Annotated in this window: 27 protein-coding genes; 6 read left to right on the top strand and 21 right to left on the bottom strand. The window is 65.7% G+C overall.

Annotated elements, in window-relative coordinates; genetic code table 11:
• Positions 1–40: 40 nt before the first annotated feature.
• A complete protein-coding gene (locus tag DES52_RS02060; RefSeq protein WP_110885074.1) occupies positions 41–967 on the top strand; it encodes a diacylglycerol/lipid kinase family protein in 927 nt (308 codons plus the stop codon).
• Here the strand turns inward: DES52_RS02060 and DES52_RS02055 are convergent.
• From DES52_RS02055 to DES52_RS02000, 12 genes are all read right to left on the bottom strand, one after another.
• A complete protein-coding gene (locus DES52_RS02055) occupies positions 961–1686 on the bottom strand; it encodes an alpha/beta fold hydrolase (protein WP_170130845.1) in 726 nt (241 codons plus the stop codon). The genes DES52_RS02060 and DES52_RS02055 overlap by 7 nt on opposite strands.
• 70 nt (positions 1687–1756) lie before the next feature.
• The gene (locus DES52_RS02050) at positions 1757–2908 is read right to left on the bottom strand and encodes a branched-chain amino acid ABC transporter substrate-binding protein (protein WP_170130844.1); all 1152 of its coding nucleotides are present in this window, start codon (positions 2906–2908) and stop codon (positions 1757–1759) included.
• Positions 2909–2958: 50 nt separating this feature from the next.
• Positions 2959–3684: an ABC transporter ATP-binding protein gene (locus tag DES52_RS02045; RefSeq protein ID WP_110885203.1), complete on the bottom strand. Its 726-nt coding sequence runs from the start codon at positions 3682–3684 to the stop codon at positions 2959–2961.
• A 20-nt stretch (positions 3685–3704) separates the two neighbouring features.
• Positions 3705–4511: an ABC transporter permease gene (locus DES52_RS02040; RefSeq protein WP_110885071.1), complete on the bottom strand. Its 807-nt coding sequence runs from the start codon at positions 4509–4511 to the stop codon at positions 3705–3707.
• Positions 4512–5486 carry an ABC transporter substrate-binding protein gene (locus DES52_RS02035; RefSeq protein WP_110885070.1) on the bottom strand — a complete coding sequence of 325 codons (975 nt, stop codon included), beginning with the start codon at positions 5484–5486 and terminating at the stop codon, positions 4512–4514. It abuts the gene before it with no gap.
• A 153-nt stretch (positions 5487–5639) separates the two neighbouring features.
• Complete coding sequence (locus DES52_RS02030) at positions 5640–6629, bottom strand: ABC transporter substrate-binding protein (RefSeq protein ID WP_110885202.1); 990 nt, start codon at positions 6627–6629, stop codon at positions 5640–5642.
• An 80-nt stretch (positions 6630–6709) separates the two neighbouring features.
• Positions 6710–7855 (bottom strand): sulfate adenylyltransferase, encoded by a 1146-nt coding sequence (gene sat / locus DES52_RS02025; protein WP_110885069.1) that lies wholly within the window; start codon positions 7853–7855, stop codon positions 6710–6712.
• A gap of 22 nt (positions 7856–7877) precedes the next feature.
• Entirely contained in the window at positions 7878–8531 is a 654-nt protein-coding gene (locus tag DES52_RS02020) for a phosphoadenylyl-sulfate reductase (protein WP_110885068.1), read from the bottom strand.
• The gene (cysC, locus tag DES52_RS02015) at positions 8512–9051 is read right to left on the bottom strand and encodes an adenylyl-sulfate kinase (RefSeq protein WP_110885067.1); all 540 of its coding nucleotides are present in this window, start codon (positions 9049–9051) and stop codon (positions 8512–8514) included. Before cysC ends, DES52_RS02020 begins: the two co-directional genes overlap by 20 nt.
• The gene (locus tag DES52_RS02010) at positions 9048–10595 is read right to left on the bottom strand and encodes a nitrite/sulfite reductase (RefSeq protein WP_110885066.1); all 1548 of its coding nucleotides are present in this window, start codon (positions 10593–10595) and stop codon (positions 9048–9050) included. Before DES52_RS02010 ends, cysC begins: the two co-directional genes overlap by 4 nt.
• Before the next feature lie 396 nt (positions 10596–10991).
• Entirely contained in the window at positions 10992–11459 is a 468-nt protein-coding gene (locus DES52_RS02005; protein WP_110885065.1) for an Rrf2 family transcriptional regulator, read from the bottom strand.
• A gap of 113 nt (positions 11460–11572) precedes the next feature.
• The gene (locus DES52_RS02000) at positions 11573–12448 is read right to left on the bottom strand and encodes a DUF1028 domain-containing protein (RefSeq protein WP_110885201.1); all 876 of its coding nucleotides are present in this window, start codon (positions 12446–12448) and stop codon (positions 11573–11575) included.
• Positions 12449–12531: 83 nt separating this feature from the next.
• Between DES52_RS02000 and DES52_RS01995 the strand changes: the two genes are divergently transcribed.
• The 4 genes from DES52_RS01995 (at position 12532) to DES52_RS22760 (ending at position 15731) form a co-directional block, all read left to right on the top strand.
• Positions 12532–13986 carry a monooxygenase gene (locus tag DES52_RS01995; protein WP_110885064.1) on the top strand — a complete coding sequence of 485 codons (1455 nt, stop codon included), beginning with the start codon at positions 12532–12534 and terminating at the stop codon, positions 13984–13986.
• A gap of 74 nt (positions 13987–14060) precedes the next feature.
• Positions 14061–14996, top strand: a complete 936-nt coding sequence (locus DES52_RS01990) for a mechanosensitive ion channel family protein (RefSeq protein ID WP_110885063.1) — start codon at positions 14061–14063, stop codon at positions 14994–14996.
• 46 nt (positions 14997–15042) lie between these two features.
• The gene (locus tag DES52_RS01985) at positions 15043–15516 is read left to right on the top strand and encodes a hypothetical protein (protein WP_146237162.1); all 474 of its coding nucleotides are present in this window, start codon (positions 15043–15045) and stop codon (positions 15514–15516) included.
• Between the two features lie 38 nt (positions 15517–15554).
• Complete coding sequence (locus tag DES52_RS22760) at positions 15555–15731, top strand: hypothetical protein (RefSeq protein WP_170130843.1); 177 nt, start codon at positions 15555–15557, stop codon at positions 15729–15731.
• A 170-nt stretch (positions 15732–15901) separates the two neighbouring features.
• Here DES52_RS22760 and DES52_RS01980 read toward each other — a convergent pair whose 3' ends face one another.
• From DES52_RS01980 to DES52_RS01950, 7 genes are all read right to left on the bottom strand, one after another.
• Positions 15902–16111 (bottom strand): hypothetical protein, encoded by a 210-nt coding sequence (locus DES52_RS01980; protein ID WP_110885061.1) that lies wholly within the window; start codon positions 16109–16111, stop codon positions 15902–15904.
• Positions 16112–16117: 6 nt separating this feature from the next.
• The gene (locus tag DES52_RS01975; RefSeq protein WP_110885060.1) at positions 16118–16618 is read right to left on the bottom strand and encodes an SRPBCC family protein; all 501 of its coding nucleotides are present in this window, start codon (positions 16616–16618) and stop codon (positions 16118–16120) included.
• Positions 16602–16955 carry an ArsR/SmtB family transcription factor gene (locus DES52_RS01970; protein WP_110885059.1) on the bottom strand — a complete coding sequence of 118 codons (354 nt, stop codon included), beginning with the start codon at positions 16953–16955 and terminating at the stop codon, positions 16602–16604. The genes DES52_RS01975 and DES52_RS01970 overlap by 17 nt, the downstream gene beginning before the upstream one ends.
• A gap of 79 nt (positions 16956–17034) precedes the next feature.
• A complete protein-coding gene (locus tag DES52_RS01965; RefSeq protein WP_110885058.1) occupies positions 17035–17316 on the bottom strand; it encodes a hypothetical protein in 282 nt (93 codons plus the stop codon).
• Between the two features lie 320 nt (positions 17317–17636).
• Positions 17637–17942, bottom strand: coding sequence for a cupin domain-containing protein (locus tag DES52_RS01960; RefSeq protein WP_110885057.1), 306 nt, complete (start codon positions 17940–17942; stop codon positions 17637–17639).
• Positions 17939–18397, bottom strand: coding sequence for a truncated hemoglobin (locus DES52_RS01955; RefSeq protein WP_110885056.1), 459 nt, complete (start codon positions 18395–18397; stop codon positions 17939–17941). The genes DES52_RS01960 and DES52_RS01955 overlap by 4 nt, the downstream gene beginning before the upstream one ends.
• A 55-nt stretch (positions 18398–18452) precedes the next feature.
• Positions 18453–19838, bottom strand: a complete 1386-nt coding sequence (locus DES52_RS01950; protein ID WP_110885055.1) for a multicopper oxidase domain-containing protein — start codon at positions 19836–19838, stop codon at positions 18453–18455.
• Between the two features lie 125 nt (positions 19839–19963).
• Here DES52_RS01950 and DES52_RS01945 point away from each other — a divergent pair, with 125 nt between their 5' ends.
• The gene (locus tag DES52_RS01945; RefSeq protein WP_110885054.1) at positions 19964–20386 is read left to right on the top strand and encodes an RrF2 family transcriptional regulator; all 423 of its coding nucleotides are present in this window, start codon (positions 19964–19966) and stop codon (positions 20384–20386) included.
• Positions 20387–20492: 106 nt separating this feature from the next.
• Here the strand turns inward: DES52_RS01945 and DES52_RS01940 are convergent, their stop codons facing one another.
• Positions 20493–21542: a polyamine ABC transporter substrate-binding protein gene (locus DES52_RS01940; RefSeq protein WP_110885053.1), complete on the bottom strand. Its 1050-nt coding sequence runs from the start codon at positions 21540–21542 to the stop codon at positions 20493–20495.
• 128 nt (positions 21543–21670) lie between these two features.
• Positions 21671–22135 carry a GNAT family N-acetyltransferase gene (locus DES52_RS01935; protein ID WP_110885052.1) on the bottom strand — a complete coding sequence of 155 codons (465 nt, stop codon included), beginning with the start codon at positions 22133–22135 and terminating at the stop codon, positions 21671–21673.
• Positions 22136–22184: the final 49 nt, after the last annotated feature.

Below are 22184 nucleotides of genomic sequence, written 5' to 3'. Positions count from 1 at the left end.
CTCAGGACTCCTCATGTGCTTCGTGTCACACTGAAAGCGCATGAGCGCCTCCTTGTCCCAACGCTCACAATCTGATCAGGTGGACGCGGTGCCGCTCGCGGTCGTGCTGAATCCTCACGCGGGCCGCGGTCTCGCGATGCGCACTTGGCCGTTGCTGGAACGCGCGCTTCGAACGCGCCGCCTCGCCTTCGACGTGATCCTCGCGCACGACCCGTCCGCCGCGCTCGCGCGCGTCCACGAGCTGCCCGCTTCCCAACCGCTGCTCGCCGTGGGCGGCGACGGCACCGTGAGCGCCTTGCTGCCCGCCCTCGTGGGAACGGGACGTCCCCTCGGCATCGTTCCCCTCGGAAGCGGCAACGACTTCGCGGGAATGCTGGGATTGAAAAGCGGCGATTTCGAGGGCGCCCTCGCTCGCCTCTCGAGCCCACCACGCCCCTTCGACGCGGTTCGTGTCAAGACGCCGCTGGGCTCGCGCGTACTCGTCAACGGCCTCGGGATGGGTTTCGACGCTCGAATCACCGCCAAGATGAGCGACGCGCCCGCGTGGTTGAACGGCTTCGGCCGCTACGCGTGGAGCGCCCTCAACGGCGTCAAGGACTTGCGGGCGCCCGACGTCGAAGTGGTGGTCGACGGTGACGTCACGTACGCGGGGCCGTGCACCCTCGTCGCCGTGATGAACGGCACGCGTTACGGCGGCGGGTTTCGCATCAGCCCCGACTCCGATCCGTCCGACGGCTGCCTCGACGTCGTGCTCGGCAAGGGTGTCACGCGCGGACAGCTTCTGCGCCTCATGGGCATGGTGCTGCGCGGCGCCCACCTCGACGATCCTCGGGTGCGCTGCTGGAAAGGCAAGGACGTTCGCCTGCGCTGGCAGACGCCGACGCACGCCCACCTCGACGGCGACGTCATCGGCGAGGTGACGGACCTCCGCGCGTGCGTCGAGGCGGGTGCGCTGCAGATCTACTGAGCGTTCGAGCCGTCCGTCACGTCACGCAGCGTCGTCCTCGTCCAATGCAGGAGGTGCTTCGTCACCTGCCTCGGGGCCTCCAACGCCGGGTACGCGCCCACTCCTTCGAGGTGCAGACGCGTCACTTCCTTCAGATTCGAGAAGTCGCCCTCGTCGAATGCCGCGTCGCTCGTGAGGATCAAGGTCGGGACGGTCACGCGCGACGCCTCTTCGCGCAAGTCGCGTCGCTCGGTGAGCCACGCGCGCCATTCGTGCGGATCACAGCGCACGCCGTCTCGTACGAGCGTCTCCACGTCTTCTAAGGCGCACTCGCGATTCACGGCGCTTCGGTAGTAGGCGCGCAAGGCCGCCTCGTCGCCTGGCAGCGACATCAGACGGTCGAGCAGGTCGCGCGGCAACTCGGCGCGCAGCGGAGCAGGGGAGACGAGGCCGAGGCCGACGAGGCCCGACAGCCCTCGCGCCGCGACCTCCACCGCGATTCCGGCAGCGAAGTCGTGCGCGACGAGCACGAAGCGCTCGAAGCCTGCTCGATGCACGCAACTTGCCACGAAGTCGGCCAACCCGGCCACGTCACGCGCGCGCGAAGCTTGCTCGCTGCCGAAACCCGGCAAGTCCGGGTGAAGCGGACGCACGCCGGCGAGGTTTTCGGCGACATGCACCCACAAGTGGCTCGACGATCCCAGGCCGTGCAACAAAACGAAGTTCGGTTCGGTAATCATGCCTCCTACCATCATGGGGCGAGCACCGCAACGGATGAGGGCAAGGTGGAGGCGGGTGGAGCCCGGAAGGTCAGCGCGACGGTCGCACGAGGTGCACTTCGAGCGTGTCGGGAAACGTCGATCCCTTGGCGAGACGCATGACGAACAGCGGCGCGACGGCACGGTCGCCGCGAGCGTTGAAGCTGATGGATCCCGTGACGGCGTCCGTGAGGCGCACGCGGCGAACGGCGGCCGCGACTTGCGTGCGGGTCGGCGTGCGATTCGCGCGGGCGCGCGCGTCGAGCAGCGCTGCCAACATCGTACGGGTCGCGTCGTACATGAACACGCTGAAGATGTTCGGGGTCTTGTCGAAGGCGGCGCGGTAGCGGGTCGTGAACTCCGTGGCGGCGCTGAAGCGGTTGATCGTCCCGAACGTCGTCGTGTACGTGAGCTCTTGGCCGAGGCCGATCGCCGTGCGGAGCACCCCCGGGTCCTCGAAGGTGCTTCCGCCCACGACAGGCAAGCTGATGTCCGCCGCCTTGAGGGCTTTCAGGAAGTTGATGGCGACGTCGGGGTTGCCGCTGAAGAACACCGCGTCCGGTCGGTTCGACTTCACGGCGTCCAAGATGTCGGAAAAGTCCGCCTTCGGGCCGTTGATGCGCCCGAGAATCGTGAGGCTCTTGCCGCGCGCGCCGTCGCGAAACTCGTCGGCGAGCGAGTTGCCGAAGGTCGTGTTGTCCGACACGACGAGAACGCGGCGGCGCGCCGTGTCGTCCGACAGATACTGCGCGATCACGGCGCCTTGCGCGTCGCTGCGCGCGACGAGGCGGTTCACGTTCGAGTAGGCGCGGTCGGTGATCTCGTTGGCCGTCGCGGAAGCGGTGATCATCGGCACGCGGGCGGGCCGCAGCACCTCCGAGACGAGCATGGCCGCGCCCGAAAAGGTCGGGCCGAGCACGCCCAGCATCAAAGGATCGGCGGCGATGTCCTTCGCGGCGCTCGCGGCGACCGTCGCATTTTGCTCGTCGAACACCTCGAGGCTGACTTGCAAGTCGGCCTTGTCGAGCTCGCCCTTGAGGTCGGCGAGGGCGAGTTGCGCGCCGAGCTTCGCCGAGTCGCCTTGAGGCGCGAGCGGCCCGCTTTGAGGTGTGATGAGCGCGATCTTGACGCGGGCGGCACTGACACCCGGCGTGAGAAGGAACGCCGTGAGCAGCACGGCGTTCAAAAGTCGAGTTTTCTTCACGTGAGGAATGATGACGCGCGGCGCATGACATTCCTCTTACAAGACGCCCTTCAATCGTGCGTCAAGGCGGCGCGCAAGGTCGCGAGATCCAGGGCGCGCACCTCGGCTTCCAGCACGACCGCACCCCGGCGCAAAGCCACGACCCGCTCGGCGAGCGCGAGGGCTTCGTCGAGGTGGTGCGTCACGAGAACGACCGTGAAGCCTTGTGCTTGCCATACGCGCCGCAACGTCTCGCCGAGGTCCTCGCGCGTGCTCGCGTCGAGCGCGCTGAACGGCTCGTCGAGCAGCAGCACCTTCGGACGCACCGCGAGCGCGCGGGCGAGCGACACGCGTTGACGTTGCCCGCCGCTGAGCTCGTGCACACGGCGGCGCGCCAACGCCTCGAGTCCGACAAGCCGAAGCGATTCGAGGGCGCGTTCCTCGCGTTCCTTGCTCGGCACGCCGCGCACTTCCAACCCGAAGGCGACGTTGCCGAGCACGTCCTTCCACGGAAACAGCGCGTGCTCCTGCTGAACGAGCGTCACGTCACGCGCCGGTCCGCGCGCGGACTCGCCCAGCACGTCGAGCGTTCCTTGCTGCGGCTTCAAGAAACCTGCCAGGAGGCCCAGCAGCGTCGACTTTCCGCTGCCCGACTCGCCGACGACGCCCACGAATTGCCCTTCGGGTACCACGAAGTCGAGCGGACCGATGCCTTCGTTCGACGCGTAACGGTACGAGACGCCCACGCCGCTCAAAGCGGGGCGCGCCGTCGGGACGTTCGTCGACGCGAAGTTCATGTTTCGATTTTGCACCAAGCTCATGACAACACCTCCAGGCCGTAATTTCGACGCACCCGCGTTTCCAGCACGTGCAATACGGCGTCGAACAAGCCGCCGAGCACGCCGACGATGAGGATCGTCGCGAGAACGAGGGCCATGTTCGCGGTGTTGCGCCCGATTTCCAGCGCTTGCCCGAGCCCGGGATTCGCCGTGAGCAATTCCGCCCCGATCAAAGCGCGCCAAGAGAAGCTCCACGCGAGCCGCGCGCCCGTCGCGAGGTTCGGCAAGCTGGCGGGCAGCAGGACCTTCGTGAACAACTGCGTGCTGGAGGCCCCGAGCGTCCGCCCCGCCGTGCGCCAGCCGGGCGGAACGTTTTGCAGGGCGCTCGACACGGCGAGCGTCACCGGAATGAACCCCTCGAGGATCACCACGAACAGCACCGCGCGGTCGTTGAGGCCGAACAGCAAGATCGCGAACGGCACGAAGGCGATGCTGGGAATGCTCTGAACGGCTGTCAGCCACCCGCCGACGACGTCACGCACGCTCTTCGAAGCGGCGAGCACCATGCCGAAGCCGAGGCCGAGCGCGAGCGCCGTCACGTACCCGATCGCGACACGCCGGAGCGAATTGATGATGGAGACTCCCAGACGCCCGTCGGGCAGCTCGCCGAACAGGCCGTACTGCAGCTCTTTCAACACGGCGTCCGGGGCGGGCAGGACGTACGACGGAAAGAGAGGCCGAACCTTGGTGAAAAACCACCACACGAGCAGCAAGGCGGCCACGCCGACGAGTTGGGAAATCCAACCGTGCGATCGGCGCCGAACGGGTGCGGGAAGCGTCGTCACTCAGCGTCCCCCCAGCGACTTGAGAAGTTCGAGGTTCACGAGCTTTTCCCAGTCGGGCAAGGTGCGCGTGTAGCCTGCCTCCTTGTTGAGCTCGCCGTATTCCTTGAGGGCGTCGAGGTCGAAGCTCGCGGTGATCTCCGTTCGGGCGAGGGCGCGTTGCAGCACCCGCGCGTCGACGCTTTCGCCCGTGAGCTCTTTGAGCTTGCGCGCGATCGCCGTTTGCGCGGCCGGTTTGCTGGTGTTCACGAAGCGCACGGCGGCGAGGTGGGCGCGCAGCATCGCCTTGACGAGGTCGGGATTCTGCGCGGCGAACTTGGTGTTCACGATCATGAGGGTGGTCGGGTAGTCGCCGCCGCGCCAAATCGTCTTTTCGCTTCCGACGACCCGCCCGCCGCGCGTTTCGAGCAAGGCGCCCCACGGTTCGGGCACGAGGGCCGCGTCGATCTGCTTGCTGGCGAAGGCGGCGGCGACGTCGGCGGGCGCGACCGGAACGACGGTGACGTTGCCGCCGTCCGTTTGCGAGCGCAGCCCGTTTTCTTTGAGCAGGTGGCGCAGCGAGATGTCTTGGGTGTTGCCGAGGGAGGGCACGGCCACGCGCTTCCCGGCGAGGTCTTTGACGCCCGTGATCTTGACGTCCGAACGGGCGACGAGCACGGCGCCCGCGTTGCTCGCGCCCGCCACGATTTGCATGGGCAAACCGCGCGTGAAGCCGTTGATGGCGGGACCGGGGCCGATGTAGGCGACGTCGATCTGCCCGGCCGCGAAGGCTTCGTTGAGGGCGGTTCCGGCGACGAACTCACGAGCTTCGAGCTTGACTTTGCCGAGCTCCTTTTGGAAGTACCCGCGTTCCAGTGCGACGAGGGCGGCGGCGTGCGTGAGGTTCGGGAAAAAGCCGAGCCTCACCGTCGTGGCCTGCTGAGCGCTCGCGCTCACGGTGAGGCATAAAATCGTCGTCAACCAGTAACTTCGTCGCATCTCGACCTCCTCGATCGGACCTCGTCCGTACGTGACCCGCTTGCACTTCAGAAAACACGACCGCCGCGTTTGGAACGTGCGGCTTTCGCTGCGAATCGGCTCAGGCTTGCTTCATCCAAGGGGACACACCGTCGCGTCTGCCCCCCGAGTTCGTCACTTCACGAGGCTTCGAATGAGCGAGAGGTCCACGAACTTGTCGAGATCGGGGATGTCCCGCGCGAAGCCCGCTTCCTTGTTGAGCTGGGCGTATTCGGCCAGCGTCTTGAGGTCGATTTCCCACGTGACTTTCGTGCGCGCGAGCGCCTTGAAGAGCACGTCACGGTCAGGGCGTTGGCGCGTGATGGCGGCGATCTCGTCGCTGATGCTTTTTTGCGCGGCGGCGTTGCTCTTCTTGATGAACGCGATGCCCGCGAGGTGACCGCGCAAGATGTCCTTGGTAATCTCGGGGTTGGCGTCCATGAACTTCGTGTTGCCGACGAGGACGGTCGTGGTGTAGTCGCCGCCCTTCCAGATGCGCTTTTCGTTCAAGACGAGCTTGGCGCCTTGCGCTTCGAGGACGGCGCCCCACGGTTCTTGCACGAGGGCCGCGTCGACTTGCTTGCTCGCGAAGGCGGCGGGCATGTTGGCGGGATCGATCGGAACGATGGTGACGTTGCCGCCGAAGTCGGTCGGCGCGAGGCCGTTTTCCTTCAGCAGGTGACGCAGCGAGATGTCTTGCGTGGAGCCGCGCGTCGGAACAGCGACCTTCTTGCTCGCGAGGCCCTTGACGCCGCCCACGATCTTGACGTCACCGCGCGACACCAAAACCGCGCCGCCGCCCGCCGCGCCCGCGATGACCTTGATCGGCAGGCCGCGCAGAAAGCCGTTCATGGCCGGGCCGGGGCCGACGTACGCGAAGTCGATGGCGTTCGCGGCGAACGCCTCGTTGATTTGCGAACCGTTCGCGAATTCGCGCACTTCGAGCTTCACATTGCCGAGCTCTTTTTGAAACAGGCCGCGCTCGATGGCGACGAGCCCGGCGGCGTGCGTGACGTTCGGGAAGATGCCGATGCGAACCACGCGGGCGGTTTGGGCGTTCGTGGTGCTCGCGCCCAGGAGGGCGGCGCTCAGCAGCAAGGTCGTGACTTTAAGAATTTTTTTCATGGTGTACTTTCCGTGGATCACCAAAGGTGATCTAACTTGTCAACAATAAGGACGGACGACGAAGGATTCGGTGAATGCGCTCACTTCTCGGTGTACGCCGCGCGGAGGACCTCGGCCACTTCGGGCCGCGTGAACTCGGAGGGCAGGGACGCTCCGGAACGGAGCAACTCTCGCACCTTCGTGCCGCTCAGCACGAGGTGATGTCCGTGGTCGTGCGGGCAGGTACGTGGCGACACGAGCTGCGTGCACTTACGGCAGTAGAAGGTGTGCTCGAACTTCAAGATCTCCACGTCGAGCTCCTCGCGCGAAAACGCCGAGAAGATCTCTTGCGCGTCGTACGTTCCGTAGTAATTGCCGACGCCCGCGTGGTCGCGTCCCACGATGAAGTGCGTCACGCCGTAGTTGCGCCGAGACAGCGCGTGCAGCACCGCCTCGCGCGGCCCCGCGTACCTCATCGCCGCCGGGTACACGCTCAACAGCGTTCGCGTGCCCGGGTAGTAGTGCTCCAACAGCGCTTCGTACGCTTTCATGCGCACCCGCGCGGGAACGTCGTCCGACTTCGTCTCGCCGACGAGCGGATGCAAAAAGAGGCCGTCCACCTGCTCCAACGCGACTTTGTGCAGGTACTCGTGAGCGCGGTGGATGGGGTTGCGGGTTTGAAACGCGACGACGGTGCGCCAACCTCGCGCCGCGAACGCGTCCCGCGTTTCCCTCGGCGTGTGATGATGCGACGGAAACGGCCCGCGGTCGAGCCGCAGCAAGGTCACGTCGCCCGCGAGGTTGACGTCGCCTTGTGCGTACAACGCGGCCACGCCGGGATGCGCCTCGTCTTGCGTTCGGTACACTTCGCGCGCCTCGACGCTCTTGCGGGCGCTGTACTGCTCGCGCACGTCCAGCACGCCCACGATTTCGCCTGCGCGCGTGAGGGCGACCCGACCACGGTACCGCCGCGCGTCCTCGCGATTCACGCCGAGGGTGATCGGCACGCTCCACGGCACGCCGCTGGCGAGACGCATGCGCTCGATGACGCCCAAGTAGTCGGCCTCACCCATGAAGCCGGTGAGGGGCGAGTACACGCCCGTCGCGATGAGTTCGAGGTCGGCGAGGTTACGCGCGCCGAGTTCCAACCGAGGAAGTTCCGCGAGTTCGGCGGCATCCAAGCCCCCGACGCGCCATACGAGCGAGCCGCCCAAGGGGCGCGGCAACGAATCGGCGATCAACGTCAAAGCGAATGTCCTTTCTTCACGCTCAAAGAGCTTGCTCTCCGACCCACAGGCCGCACTCGGTCTTGCCCTGGCCCGCCCAGCGACCCGCCCGCGCGTCCTCGCCGGGGCGAACCGCTCGCGTACACGGCGCGCATCCGACCGACAAGAAGCCGTCCCAGTACAAGGGATTCACGGGCAGGTCATGGTGCCGCGCGTACTGCTCGAGCGTCGTTCGCGTCATGTGCGCGAGCGGATTGATCTTGCGCCGAGCACCTTCCTCCACGAAGGGAATCTCGGCGCGGTCCGTCGTCTGCTCGCGGCTCCGGGCGTTCAGCAAGGCGCTCGGACGCTTCTCGGCGAGGTACGCTTGAAGCGGCGCCACTTTGCGCGCCGCGCAGCAACCGTCCACGTCCGTCAAAAACAGCCGGTCGTCGGGAAGGTCCGCGCTCAAGGTCACGAAGTCGAGCGACGCGTAACGCTCGGCGAGGCGGTCGCGCGTCGCCAGCGTCTCGGGAAAGTGATAGCCCGTGTCGACGAACAGCACCTCGCCTCGAAAGCCGACGCGCGCGGCCAAGTCGATCAGGACGACGCCGTTGAGGTTGAACGCGCTCGGCATGACGAGGTCGGGATGCGTTTCGAGCGCCCAGGCGATCACCTCCAGCGGAGACGTACCCGCTTCAAACGACGGCAAGCTCACGCTCGACTCCCAGCGACTCCACGACGAGCGCCACGCCTTCCTCGACCGTCACTTCGTGGGTCTTGACGTGCACCGACGGAGCGAGCGGCGCCTCGTACGGATCGCTGACTCCCGTGAAGTGCGAAATCTCGCCGCGCAAGGCCTTTTCGTACAAGCCCTTCACGTCCCGCGCGGTCACCACGTCGAGCGGCGCGTCCACGAACACCTCCACGGCGTTCGGAAGCTCGGCGAGCACGGCGTCTCTCGTGTCGCGGTAAGGACTGATGGCGCTCACGAGCACCGTCACGCCGTGCTTCGCGAGAAGGCCCGCCACGAACGCGATGCGCCGCACGTTGGTGTCGCGGTCCTCGCGGGTGAACGAGAGACCTTTGGACAAGTGTTCGCGCACGGCGTCTCCGTCGAGCACCTCCACCGGCACGCCGCGCGTCATCAACTCGCGCTCCACGGCGCGGGCGAGGGTCGTCTTGCCCGCGCCCGAGAGGCCCGTGAGCCACACGACTCGCCCCGACGCGTCGCTCACGCGAGGACCGCTCCGAGAACGACGTCGGGCAAGAAGCGCTCGCTGCCAACGCGGTCCACGAACTGCACGAAGGACTCGTCGAGCAGACGGTGCGCGCGGAAATCCGCGAGGACGCGCTCGGTGTACAAGTGCAGTTCCGTCGCCTTCACGCGACCTTTGAGCTTGATGCCGACGCGCTGCGCTTCGCCGAGGCTTCCGGCGAGGTGCACGTTGTACACTTCCTCGCCGCTGTGCTGCGCGCCCATGAACCCGAGGTCGGCGACTTGGTAGCGCGTGCAGGCGTTCGAGCAGCCCGTGATGTTGATCGTGAACGGCACGTCGAGGTCTTGGAACTTCAGCTCCAGGTAGTCCACGAGGGCTGCCGTGCGCGACTTCGTCTCCGTGAGGGCGAGACGGCAGAACTGGATGCCGGTGCACGCGATCGTCGTGCCGCGAATGCTGACTTTCGGCGCGAGGTTCAGCTCGGCCAGCTCGGCGCTCAAGGCATCGACGTCCTCGCCCTTGACGTTGGGAATCAGGATGTTTTGAAAGGGCGTGTTGCGAAGCTCGCCGTCACCGTAACGCTCGGCGAGGTCGGAGAGTCGACGCGCCTTCGAAGGATCGATGCGTCCCACCGTCGTCGCGACGACCACGTAGAAGCGTCCGTCCTTCTGGGGATGCACGCCGAGCACGTCGTTGCCACCGAAGCGAGCCACGGGCGCGCTCGGGCCGTCCGCCATCTTGCGCCCGAGGTACTGCGTCTCGACGACCTCGCGAAACTGCTCCACGCCCATGTCGACGATGAGGTACTTCAGGCGCGACTTCTTGCGGTTTTGACGGTATCCGTGGTCGCGGTACGCGGCCGTGATCGCTCGCGCGACTTCCAGCACCTCGTCCTCCTTCACGAACACCCCGAGGCGCTCGGCGAGGTGCGCGACCGCGCCGAGGCCGCCGCCGACCCACACGTCGAACCCGACTTCACCGTTCACTTCGTGCGCGAGGAAGCCGATGTCGTTGACGAGGTGGATGCCTTCGAGGGTCGGCACGCCCGTCACGCTGACCTTGAACTTGCGCGGCAAGTCACCGAACTCGGGGTTGCCGCTGAAGTGATGGTGAAGTTGCTCGGACACGCCTCGCACGTCGATGACTTCACGGGCGTCGAGGCCTGCGAGCGGAGAGGCGATCACGGCGCGTACCGTGTCGCCGCACGCGCCCTTCGAGTGCAAGCCGACCGCTTCGAGGCGCGAGAAGATCTCGGGAACGTCTTGGATGCGCAGCCAGTGGAATTGGAACGCTTGGCGGTCCGACACGTCGAGCGTTCCGCGCGCGAAGTCCTCGGAGATGCCCGCCAGCACGCGCAGGATGCGCGCGTCGTAACCGCCGCTGGGAATCTTGACGCGCAACATGAGGTAGCCGTCCTCGGCGGGACGTTGAGGGTACACGCCGTACCACTTGGCCAAGTCGAGCTTTTCGGAATCGACTTCGCCCGCCGCCGCCCAGCGGTAGATGTCGTCGAGGATCTCGAACGGCGGCGTTTCCTTCTTGAGAGCTTCGATGTTCGACATGGGGCCTCCGATGGCAAGAGTTGACCTTCGCACCGATGAAAGGTGCGCTGAAAGAATCGAATGGGTCCCGCGAAGCGGGTTGCCCCCTATGCTGTAATAAGAGACATGATTTGTCAATAATAGGTCTAGACCCTTCGAGGAGTCGCCCGGCCCGCCGAAGCATCACCCAAGAGAGGAGACCAACCGACCGTCCCGCGAGCCGTCAAGCCGGGCGGCCGCTCGGATTCAGGGCGTTGACGAGAGCCAATGGACGCTGGGTTTCAAGCGGATCGAACCTCTGAGTCTCGAGGAGTGCGCCGCCTTGCCGCGACGGCGAGCCTCCTGCTCGGCGGGGAGAAGGCGGCTCTTTCCGCTCACCTCGGCGATGCTGCGGCACCCGAGGCGCCCGTTTTTGCCTCACACGTTCGGACGCAACAAATGCTCCAGGCAATACCCGTAACTCACTCCTTGCCGGGCGTCGATCACCAAATCCTCCACGCTGAACTCTTGCAGCACCGCCAGCATGGCGTCCCTCATCCTCACGTACACCGTGTTGCGTGCGTGGCATCGATCCTGCTCCACGCAATCCTCGTGCCAATTGAGCGAAATGCACGACAAAGGCGCGACGGGCCCGTCCACGGCCCGAACGACTTCGCACAAGGAGATCAGCCTGGGCTTGCGGGCGAGCTTGTATCCGCCGCCGATGCCCTTCTTGCTCTTCACGATGCCCTTGGCGCTCAGCGCGGCCAGGATGCGTACCAGATACGGCCTGGCCACGCCCGTCTTCTCGCTCACCTCGTCGCTGCTCACCCAACGCTCCAGGTCTTGCAGTCCCAAATAGCCGAGCGCTTGAAACGCGTACACGTCCGTACTCGAAAGCCGCATGCCTTCAGCTTAGTGCCAACGAAGACGTCAAGCGGGAACGACCACGAAGTTCGCCGAACTCACCCGCCGCACGAACGCCGCGACGCGGACAACTTCGCCTTCGACGGCCGCGTTCAATACCGCGAGCGGAAGTACGCCCAAGCCTCGGCGTCCACGTGAGGTCCCTCCACGAAGCGCTCCTCGAGGTTCTCGGCGCCGTACAAGGTCCGCAAGCCTGCCTGCGTCTCCTCGTCCCATTCGCCGCTCGGTTCACCTCCACGCAGGCCGTGGGTTCTCAGGACGCCTTGCAGCCAAGAGATGTCTTCGGAGGTCAGGGCGCGCGTGCTCGTCGGGCGCGTGAACAGCAACTCGTGAACGCCCATGAGGCGCGCGAGTTCCGTGACAGGATCGCCATGGTCGTCGACGCGCAAGTCCACGGCGACGTCCGAGGTGCCGCCGTACCCTTTGCCCGCGCCCACCACCAGCAGAGCCGCCGACTGACGCCCGCGCCGATCGCCGCCCGCGCCGTCCCCGGCTTTCAGGGCGGCGAGCAGACGGCGCGGAAAGCTCGCCGCCTCGCCTTCCTGATACGCGCGAAGCATGTCGGACACGACGCCCTCGCCCGCGAGAAGGTTGCCTTGCACGGCGACTCCGTCGCCCGTGAGGCCGCCCGCCCAATCATGGCAACCGCCGCCCGTGAAGGTCAGCGCCTCTCCGAGGGCGTCCACGAGGCCGAACTGACGCGTGTGGAGATCGGGGTCGGTGCGCCGGAACGTCTCCAGGACGCTTTGCGGAGACGCGCCCGCCGCGAGCAGGTCGAGCCCTTGAGGCACGAAGCGCAAGTTCGCGTACGACTGCGTGGCGACCGCGCCGACGTTCGCGCGCGCGCCCGGAACGACGGCGCCAACGGCGAGGAACTTGCTGGCGACGGCGATGCCGAAGTCCCCGCTGGCAGGATCGCGGGCGACGATCGAAAAGGTGCTGACTCTCGGAACGCGCGGCGTTTTCATGTCGCCGTCACTGTACTCCAAGGAGCCCGAGATTTCCGCCGCGCGTTCATCCACTGGCGACGAGGTGCGCGCACAATGACTTCATGAAGAAAGCCATTCTCGCGGCCGTCGCGGCGACCGCCGCGCTCGGCGTCGGAATCGTGCTCGCGCAGGGAGGCTCCTCGACCCCGCCCGCGTCGCACGATTCGCACGGCATGAACACGCCCGAGTCGACGAAGACGCTTCCGATGGTCCTGCCCTCGTCCACGCCGACGTACCACGGCGACGTTCGCCCGATCCTGGAAGCGAACTGCGCGGGCTGCCATATGCCCGGAGGCATCGCGCCGTTCAGCTTGCGTGACGCGGATCTCGCCAAGCGCATGGCGCCCGACATCGCCGCCGCCGTGTCGAGCGGTCACATGCCGCCGTGGATGCCGGGCCCCGATTCGCCGCCCCTGCAAAACGAACGGCGCCTCACGCCCCGCCAAATCGGCACGCTCGTGGCGTGGGCAAAGGCGGGAGCGCCCCTCGGTGACCCCGCGAAGGCGGCGGCCGTTCCGAAGCCCAACGTCGTGGCGGTACGCGCCGACATGACCCTCACCATGCCCAAGGCGTACGCGCCCGACGAGAAGCTCACCGACGACTACCGCTGCTTCGTCCTCGACCCGGGATTGAAGAAGGATCGCTTCGTGACCGGCTACGACATCCTGCCGAACGTCGGCGCGCAAGTGCATCACGTCATCTTGTATCAAGTGAGCGCCGACGTCCGCGAGGAAGCCCTCGCGAAGAACGGGCAGGACGGTCGTGACGGCTGGACGTGCTTCGGTGGCCCCGAGGTGGGCGGCACGGCAGGCCTCGCGGGCGTGATCGGAACGTGGACGCCCGGCACGGTTCCCACCGTCTTCCCGAACGGCACGGGCGTCTTGATGCCCGCCGGGGGGCTCGTCGTGATGCAGGTGCACTACAATCTCGCCGCGGGCGACAAGCCCGACCGTTCCGCCGTGAAGTTGCAGCTCGCGCCCGAAGGCGCCGCCCTCGACCGTTTGCGCTTGTTCGTCTTGGCGGGCCCCGTCGAGATTCCCTGCGACGCGACCGACAAGTCGGCCGCGTGCACGCGCCGCGAGGCGCTGCGGGCGGCGGTTCGCAAGGGCGGGCAGGGCGCGCTGAACTTGTCACAGGGATTGCTGGTGTCGTGCGGAGCGAACGCCGAGGACCTCGCCAAGCAGCCGGCGAACAACGTCACGAGCTCGTGCGACCGCACCGTGAGCGTCAATCGCGAGGCGCTCGGCGCGATCTTGCACATGCACACGCGCGGCAAGGCCATCAAGCTGATCCTCAATCCCGGCAAGCCGACCGAGAAGGTGCTGCTCGACATTCCCGCGTGGGACTTCCACTGGCAAGGCAACTACTTCTACAAGACGCCCGTCAAACTGCAAGTCGGCGACACCGTGCGTCTCACCTGCACGTGGGACAACACGCGCGTGCAACCGCAGCGGTACGTCATCTGGGGAGAAGGGACCGAGGACGAGATGTGCCTCGGCGCGCTCACCGTTCGTTGAAGATCGCCTGAACTTCAAGTTCGCTTGACATTCGCCTCAACTCGGCGTCACTTCGAAACGGCCACCCTGGAAGCGTGAACGCGGACATCGGGGTGGCCGTTCGGCGCCTCACGAACATCGGCAACAGCCTTATCGCGTCGCTGCCGAACATCGTGATCGCCCTCGTGGTGCTGCTGCTCTTCTGGCTCGTGGCGCGTCTCGTGCGGTCGGGCGTGGAGGGCATGCTGAGAGGGCGCGAGCACGGGAGAAACCTCGCCAAGGTCCTCGGACGGCTCGCGTCGGGCACCGTCCTCGTCTTGGGCATCCTCGTCGCCATCACGATCGTGTTTCCGAGCGTCGGGCCCGGCGACTTGCTGGGCTTGCTGGGCGTGGGCGGCGTGGCCATCGGCTTCGCGTTTCGAGACATCTTCCAAAATCTGCTCGCGGGTCTGCTGATCTTGCTGACGCGTCCGTTTCGCATTGGCGACCAGATCGTCACGGGCGATTCGGAAGGCACCGTCGAGGACATTCAGATTCGCGCGACGATCCTGCGCACCTACGACAACCGCAAGGTCGTCATTCCGAACTCGGACCTGTTCACGCAGCGTGTCACGGTGAACACCGCGTACCCGGTGAGGCGCGTGCAGTACGACGTCGGGATCGGGTACGGCGACGACATCGCGCACGCCAAGGAAGTCATCTTGCGGACGATGGCGGGCGTCGAAGGCGTGCAGAGCGATCCGAAGCCCGAAGTGCTCGTCGTGGGACTCGACGGGACCACCGTCAACTTGCGCGTGCGCTGGTGGGTCGATCCGCCGAAGCGACGTGACGCGCTGGCGTCCCAGGACAAGGTGCTGCACGCTCTCAAGGACGCGCTCACCGCCGAGGGCATCGATCTTCCCTTTCCGACACGGCAAATCCTGTTTCACGACCAGACGGAGGAGGCGGACGGAGATCGCGCGCGGCAACGCGAAGGCTGGCCGAAAGGCTCGCGTTCCGAGCCCCGATCGAGAGCTGAAGCTTCCAAATAGATTCCCACCGTAGGCAAGGTCGTGCCTCGCTCGGTAGAGTGCCATCATGACCGACCCAAGCTCGACCGAACCTCGGCGTACCAACGGTCTTCCGATGCGTCTGCTGCTCGCCCTCGTGCTCGGCGTGGTGCTGTTCGGGGCGGGTTGGTACGTCGGTCAGGGACCCGTGGCGGGGTTGCGCTCGAACTTGAACGACACGACGAAGCAGCGTGACGACGCTCGCGTGGTGGCCCTCGTGCAGTCCACGCGGGCGAGCTTGTACCAAAGCGCCGCCGATCTCGATCGCCGCAACTTCGGTACGGCGAACACGAACTTGCAAAACGCCGCCGCGACCCTCGCCCGCGTGCCCGCCGATCGGCAGACGAGCGACTTGCGCGCCTTGCAAAGCCGCATCGCCGCCACGAACGTCAACGTCGCCGTGGACTTGCGTCAGCAGCGCACGACCATCCTCGACTTCGCCGATCGCGTGACGCGCCTCGCCGCCAATCTGCCGCCCCTGCCGGGAAGCGCCGGGAAGTGACGTCGGGACGCGGCGGAAAGTTACGTTAGACTCTCGTCATGAATCGACTCGTGTTCCTGCGCCTGCTGATGGCCGTCCTCTTCGTGCTGCACGTGTGGCAGCTCGCCCTCGCGTGGTCGGGCATGTTGACGGGCGAGCGTGTCGGCGGCGTCGCGATCGCCGCGCTGCTGTTCCTCGGCGCGCTTTGGCCGACCGGAGAGCGCAAGAGGATTTGACGAAGGCGAGACCGTCTGAAAAGGCCGGTCTCGCTTCGTTCGAGCGCGGCATCACGGGGCATTGCCACGCTTGTCACGGCTGTCCGCGTCTCGAAGGTCGTGGGCGCGTGGTCTCGCGAGTAGCACCGGCACCTTCGCAGGGCGCGGAACGCGTTCGGCGACGCGGCCCATCAGTAGGTGAGCGACGGACGTGACGGCTTCCTCAGCGCGTGCGCCGTCGCCGACAAGGTCGCGCCTTCTTCGCGCAGTCGCTCGAACGGAGATCCGCGCCGAGCTTGCTCTCGCCTGCCGCCCCGACCACGTTCTCGAACCGACCGCACCTCGCGGAGATGTGACTTCGTGGGGTCGAGGTCGTTGCGGCGGCGTTCCACGTGCGGCATGTCGAGTCAGGCGAGGCCGCGGGCGACGCTTTCGAGGAGGTGCAGCGCTTTTTGCAAGCCGCCTTCCATGCCGGACTTCAGATGGCCGTCTCGGTGTTCGCGCGTCGAGTGGGTGACGAGGATGGTGAGGATCGTGCGACCGTTCTCTTCGGTGAACGTCGCCGTGTTGACGGCCGTCTCTTGCGGAACGTCCGGCGGAAGGTTCTCGTAGACTTCGGTGGAAACGAGGCGTTCGTTCGGGACGACTTCCAAGTACTCGCCGTGGAACGCGACCTCGACGCCGTCATGCGTGACCATCACGTACCGCCACGCGCCGCCCACGCGCAGGTCGATGGCGACGAGTGTGGTTTCGCCCATGTCGGCGCTCCACCAGCGGCCCACGAGTTCGGGCGTGGTGAACGCCTTGAAGACAAGGTGGGCGGGCGCGTCGAATTCGCGCGTGATGAGAATTTGTCGGTCGCTCGGAAGGGTGACCGTCGCCGTTTTGCCTTCACTCGCTGCCGTCATCTCGTTCCTCCTGTCGCTGGAGTTCGTCCAGCACGTTGTCCAGTGCTTCGAATCGGCGGTTCCAGAGGTGCTGGTAAGGCGCCACCCAGTCGTGGATGGGCCTCAGGGAAAGGGGATCGAGGCGGTAGAGGCGCTGGCGACCGTCGTCTCGAACGTGCACGATCCCGACGTCGCGCAGGACGCGCAGGTGCTTGGAGACGGCGGGTTGGGTGAGTTCGAGCAGACGGACGAGGTCGGTTACGCTGCGTTCGCCGCTCGCGAGAAGATCCACGAGTTGTCGCCGCTTCGGCTCGGCGAGGGCGTTGAAGACATCGCTGGTGGTGGCCGCTCTCGCCATATCTCATTATATGCCTATACCGGAATATGTCAAGAGCGAAAAGGGCGGCGTTCACTTCCAAGTGAACGCCGCCCGCCGCTCAGCGACCGTTCTGAACCGCGTTCTCCACGCCTTGCTCCACGCCGTCCGCGACGTCGTCGATGGCCTTCGACGCGTCGTCGACGACGTCGCGCACGCCCTCCCCGAACTGCTGCACGTTTTCCTGCACCTCGTCGACGCTTCGCTGCACGCCTTGCTCGACGTCTCGCTCCAAGCGCGAGTCCGTCGTTTCCTGCTCGGGCGCGCACGCGACCATGCCGAGGGTCAAAGCACCCACCACGAGCGGCAAGTACCACGGCGACCGCACACGCTTATCGTTCATGCCTTCACGGTAACGACGCTTCCCGAGTCACGCTCGAGCGCCGCGTGAAGAGGGCTCCACTGTCTCTTGAGAACAAGCGCGCTCGCGTTCACCTCGGCGCGACGTGCAACCCGCCCGCCTCTTCGTCTCACAGCCCTCGGGCGTCACGACTTCACGAGCTCAGATTGGTGACAGTCGCGCCCACGAAACGAGCGTACGCCCGACGTCCTCGCGTCGCACTCGTTCGGCATGATGGCGTCCGACTTCTTGAGCTGTAACGCCGGCAGCCGAATGGTGGATGCTCTTCTCGCCGGTCGGCTCGATCAAGGCGACGGCGAAGTCTATCTTCGTGGCACGGCCGTTACGGGCACGAGGGTCACGGTGAATTCCGCTCCTCGTTCGCCCGCTCGCAAGCTCGTGACGACGTCGCCGCCGAAGGTGGCGACGTCATTCTCGGTCAAGAACCGCGCCTGCGCGCCGAGCGTCAACGTGAGGTCGCCCGAGACGACCGTCACGACGACTTCGCGTCCCTTGTGGGTGTGCTCGGGCAGTCGGGCGTGCGGATCGAGGCGGCGCCGAAAGACCTTGACTTCGGGATGGGAGGCGACGTCGGGAAGCGGGTTGGATTCGGGGCGCTCGGAATTCATCGTTTTCCTCCTTGCGGTTCTCGTTCGGGGCGGGTGCCGTACGCGTTCATGGAATTTCCGACGTCGCCGCTCAAGTGGCGCTCTAGGACGTGCCGCATGCGGGTGGCGCGCACGAGAAGCTCGCGTGCGACGTCCTCTTCGAGAGAGTCGAACAAAACGTCGTGCCACAACGTCAGCCACGCGTCGAAGTGGCGCGCTTCGATCCCGAAGCCGTCGTGCGCGAGCACGGGGCTGCCGTGATAGTACGGCGGTCCGCCTGAGACGCTCGTCCAGAAGCGCACCATCTTCGTCAGGTGCCGCGCCCACCAAGCGCCGGGGTCGCCCGCCGCGGCGGCGGTGAAGACGGGGGAGAGGACGGGGTCGCGCGCCGCCTGGTCGTAAAAGGCGTGCACGAGCTTCTCGACGCTTCGCGCGCCGCCCATGCGGTCGTAGAGGGTGCCGGTGAGGATCTGCATGCGTCTCCTGGTAGGGCGAGGCGGGGCCGCGCATTCGCGCGGCCCCGAGGGAAGGTCATTCCACGATGACCGTGGCGGTCATGTTGGTATGCGGCAGGCAGTAGTACTCGAACGTCCCCTTCTTGTCGAAGGTGTAGCTCCACGCTTGACCTTGGGCCATCAACTGCATCTTGCCTTTCGCTTCGCCCGTCGAGTCGAAGGCGCGCGTCTGCGCGTCTTGACCGGGAGTCCCGGCGGTGACGCTGTGAGGCACCGCGTCCTCGTTGATCCACGTGACCTTCGTGCCTGCCTTGACGTGCACGACAGGATGATCGAAGGCGAAGTTCTTGATGTGCACGGTCTGCGGCGTGCTGGCGGGGGCGGTCATGCCCGGCATGTCGGCCATGGCGTGCTCGTGGTCGGTCGTCGCCGCGTGGCCGGTGTGGGCGTGCGCGTCCGAGGTCGGCGCGACGTCGCCCGAGAAGGTCAGGGGGGTGCCGCCTTCGATCATGACGTGCATCCCGCCGGGGTAGATGCCGTTGTTCGTGACGTTCTTGACCATGTGGTCGTGGAAGGGGAAGCTGCCGTCGCGGCCTTTGACGAGGATGTCGTATCGCTCGCCGGGGGCGATGAAAAGGACGTCTTCTCGCGTGGGGTGTTCCAAGTTCTCGCCGTCCTTGGCGATCTTGAGGAAGTTCATGCCGTGCAGGTGCCACGCGTGCGGCTCGTCACCCATGTTGACGACGCGCAGCAAGCTGACCTCGTTGTCGGCGATCTTGATGTTCTCGGCGAGCGGGAAGGACTTGCCGTTCACGAGGAAGTAGTTGGGCGTGGACGTGTGGATCGGCGCCTTGGGGTCTTGGTGGCTGTCCCACTCGTCGAGGACGAGGGTGTGCTCGGTATTCCAGACCTTTTGGGCGTCGTCCCTCGGTTCGACGACGAGGGCGCCGTACATGCCCATATCGGCGTGCAGGTACGTCTGGAAGTGGCAGTGATAGGCGTACGTGCCCGCGTGCGAGGCGACGAAGGTGTAGGTGTACGACTCTCCGGGCAGCACTTCCTTGATGCCGTCCATGTCCTGCGCGAGACGCGTGATGCCGTGCAGGTGGATGGTGTGCGGCTGGTCGTGGGTGTTTTTGAAGGTGATGGAGACGACGTCGCCTTCCTTCACGCGCAGTTCGGGGCCGGGCACGGTCGCTTGCTGACCGGGAAAGCCGTAGGCCCACTGTTCGACTTTGACGCCCGGAGCGATTTCGGTGACGATCTTGTGGACTTCGAGGGTGAAGTTGCGCAGTTCGCCCGTGGCTTGGCGGCCCGTCAGCGTTCCGCCCGAGGCGTTGACGAAGTCGCGGATGTCCACGTCGCGTTCGCTGCTGGGCGCGCTGGCGGCGACCAGCAGGAAGGCGCCGATGAGGATGGTGGCGGTGACGGCGAGCTTGGTGTTTTTGCTGAGACGTTGCATTTGACTACTTCCCTTCGTTTCTTAACTCGGACTAACTTATCTGAGTTAAGCTTAGTGCGAAGGTTCACGAGCGCGAAGAGACCTTTGTCCCAAGTTTCACGAGAAGACTCAGCGAGGAGATTGCCATGGACGACCTGCGAAACATGCTCAAACGCGAAGAAAGCCTCGCCATCCATGCCCTCATCAACATCGCCGAGAATCCCGGCACGAACGCCGCCGCCATCGCCAAGGACTTGCAAGCGCCGCCCGCCTTTCTCGCCAAAATCCTCTCCACCCTCGTCAAGGCGGATCTCGTCACGTCCACCATGGGTCGAGGCGGCGGCGTGAAACTCGCCGTCGACCCCGACACGCTCACCTTGCTCGACGTCGTCGAAGCCGTGTCCGGCAAAGTCATCCTCGACGGCTGCCAAGTCAAAGCGAAGTGCCCCACCCAAGAGCGCAAAGGCAACTGCAAGCTCAAAGCCGCCTGGATCGCCATGACGCTCGGCTGGCGAGACACCCTCGGCGGCATTCGCCTCGCGCAGTTGTGCGACACCGCGCCCGCTTGACGGCACGCGAAGCGCGCTTCCCGACCCGCGTGACGAGCTCGGGGCATGCAAACGCCCCTCTTCCACGAAGGAAGAGGGGCGGGCAGGAAACCGAAGGAGCGGGCGTTCAGCGCGCTTTGACTTGCGTCCAGATGCGGTCGTAGAGGCGCGTCGCGCTGCCGACTTCGCGAATGTTCTCGAAGCCTTTGGCGACGACGGCGGGCGGGTAGAGCGCCTGGTTGGACTTCAACGCGGGATCGAGGTACTGGCGAGCCGCGCCGTTCGGGGTGGCGTACTGAGTGTAGTTGCTGATGCGCGCCCCGACCTTCGCGTCGAGGATGAAGTTGACGAACTTCTCGGCGAGGTCGCGGTTCGGCGCGTTCTTCAACACCACGAGGTTGTCGACGGAGATCGTCGTGCCTTCCTTCGGGATGAACAGCTTGAGGTTCTTGTTTTCCTGCGCGCCCTGCAGACCGTCGCCCGCGTAGATCTGTCCGAGGTCGATTTCGCCCGCGAGCAGCTTGTTGCGAATGCCGGGGCCGCCGTCGAAGCCCACGAAGCCCTTCTTCGCCTTCGTCTTCACGATGAGATCACGCGCCTTGGCGAGCTCTTGCGTGCTCGTGGAGTTCAGGCTGTACCCGAGGTACTTCAGCGCCGCGCCGATCACTTCGCGCGGATCGTCGAGCAAGGCGAAGCGAATCTTGTCCTCGCTGCCGAAGATGACCGACCAGCTTTGCGCGGGGTTTTTGACCTTGTCCGCGCGGTACGCGACGGCCGTCGCCGAGTACTGGTACGCCGCGCTGTACTTGTTGCCGGGATCGTACTTCGGGCTCTTGAAGGTCGAGGCGATGTTCTTGAGGTTCGGCACGTTCTTCGCGCGAAGCTCTTGCAGCAAATTCGACTTCACCATCGTCTGGATGATGTAGTCGCTCGGCACGGCGAGGTCGTAGCGCGCCCCGCCGCCTTGCAGTTTGGCGAGCATCGACTCGTTCGATTCGTACGTGTCGATCACGACGTTGGCGCCGAACTTCTTCTCGAAGTCCTTGATGACGGCCGGATCCATGTAATCCGACCAGATGAACAGCCGAAGCGTCTGCTTCGCGCCTTGCGCGACGACGTGCGAGGCGGAAACGGCGACCGCGAGGGCCACGGTGAACTGAAACGCGAGTTTCTTCATTTGGCAAACCTCTCAGGGGGTTTGACGGCCCCGAGTCGGCTGTCAAAGCAGCTCATCAAGAATGTCACAAGCGCGTAAGAAATGCACGCGAAGCGGGTGAGCGCCGAGCGGCCCGCTCCAAAACCGCGTCACGCGCCGAAGTGCAGCCGAGCGATGACCTCCCCGCCGATCACCTCGCCCGTTTCCCGAAACCCCAGGTTCGCGTACAGCTTCGCCGCGCCCACGTTCTCGGGCTTGTACCCCAAGACGAGTTGCGACACGTCGCTCCGCGCCCTCAAGTCCTCGATGACGAGGTGCATCGCCGCGCGGGCGTATCCTTTGCGCTGATGCGCCTCGTCGATCATCAAGCGGTACACCCAGTACTGACGGTCGTCCTCGTCGAAGGCGTACATCACGAAGCCCACGAGCGTCTCCCCGGCATACACGGCGAGCGCCGTGCCGTTCGTGAGGAACTGGACCTCGGCGAGGCTGTAGACGTTCGGCGCGACGAACGATCGCTGCTCGTCGGGCAGGCGTAAGCGAACGACTTGTTCCCAGTTGTCGCGAGAAACGGGCGTGAGGCGAACGGTGTCTTGTCGAACGGTCGAAGTCACGGCGGGATTCTAGAGGAAAAACGCGGCGTCCACTCGGGCAGGCGCCGCG

The sequence above is a fragment of the Deinococcus yavapaiensis KR-236 genome (assembly GCF_003217515.1).
Taxonomy (GTDB): domain Bacteria; phylum Deinococcota; class Deinococci; order Deinococcales; family Deinococcaceae; genus Deinococcus_A; species Deinococcus_A yavapaiensis.
This window is presented reverse-complemented; position numbering and strand designations above follow the sequence as displayed.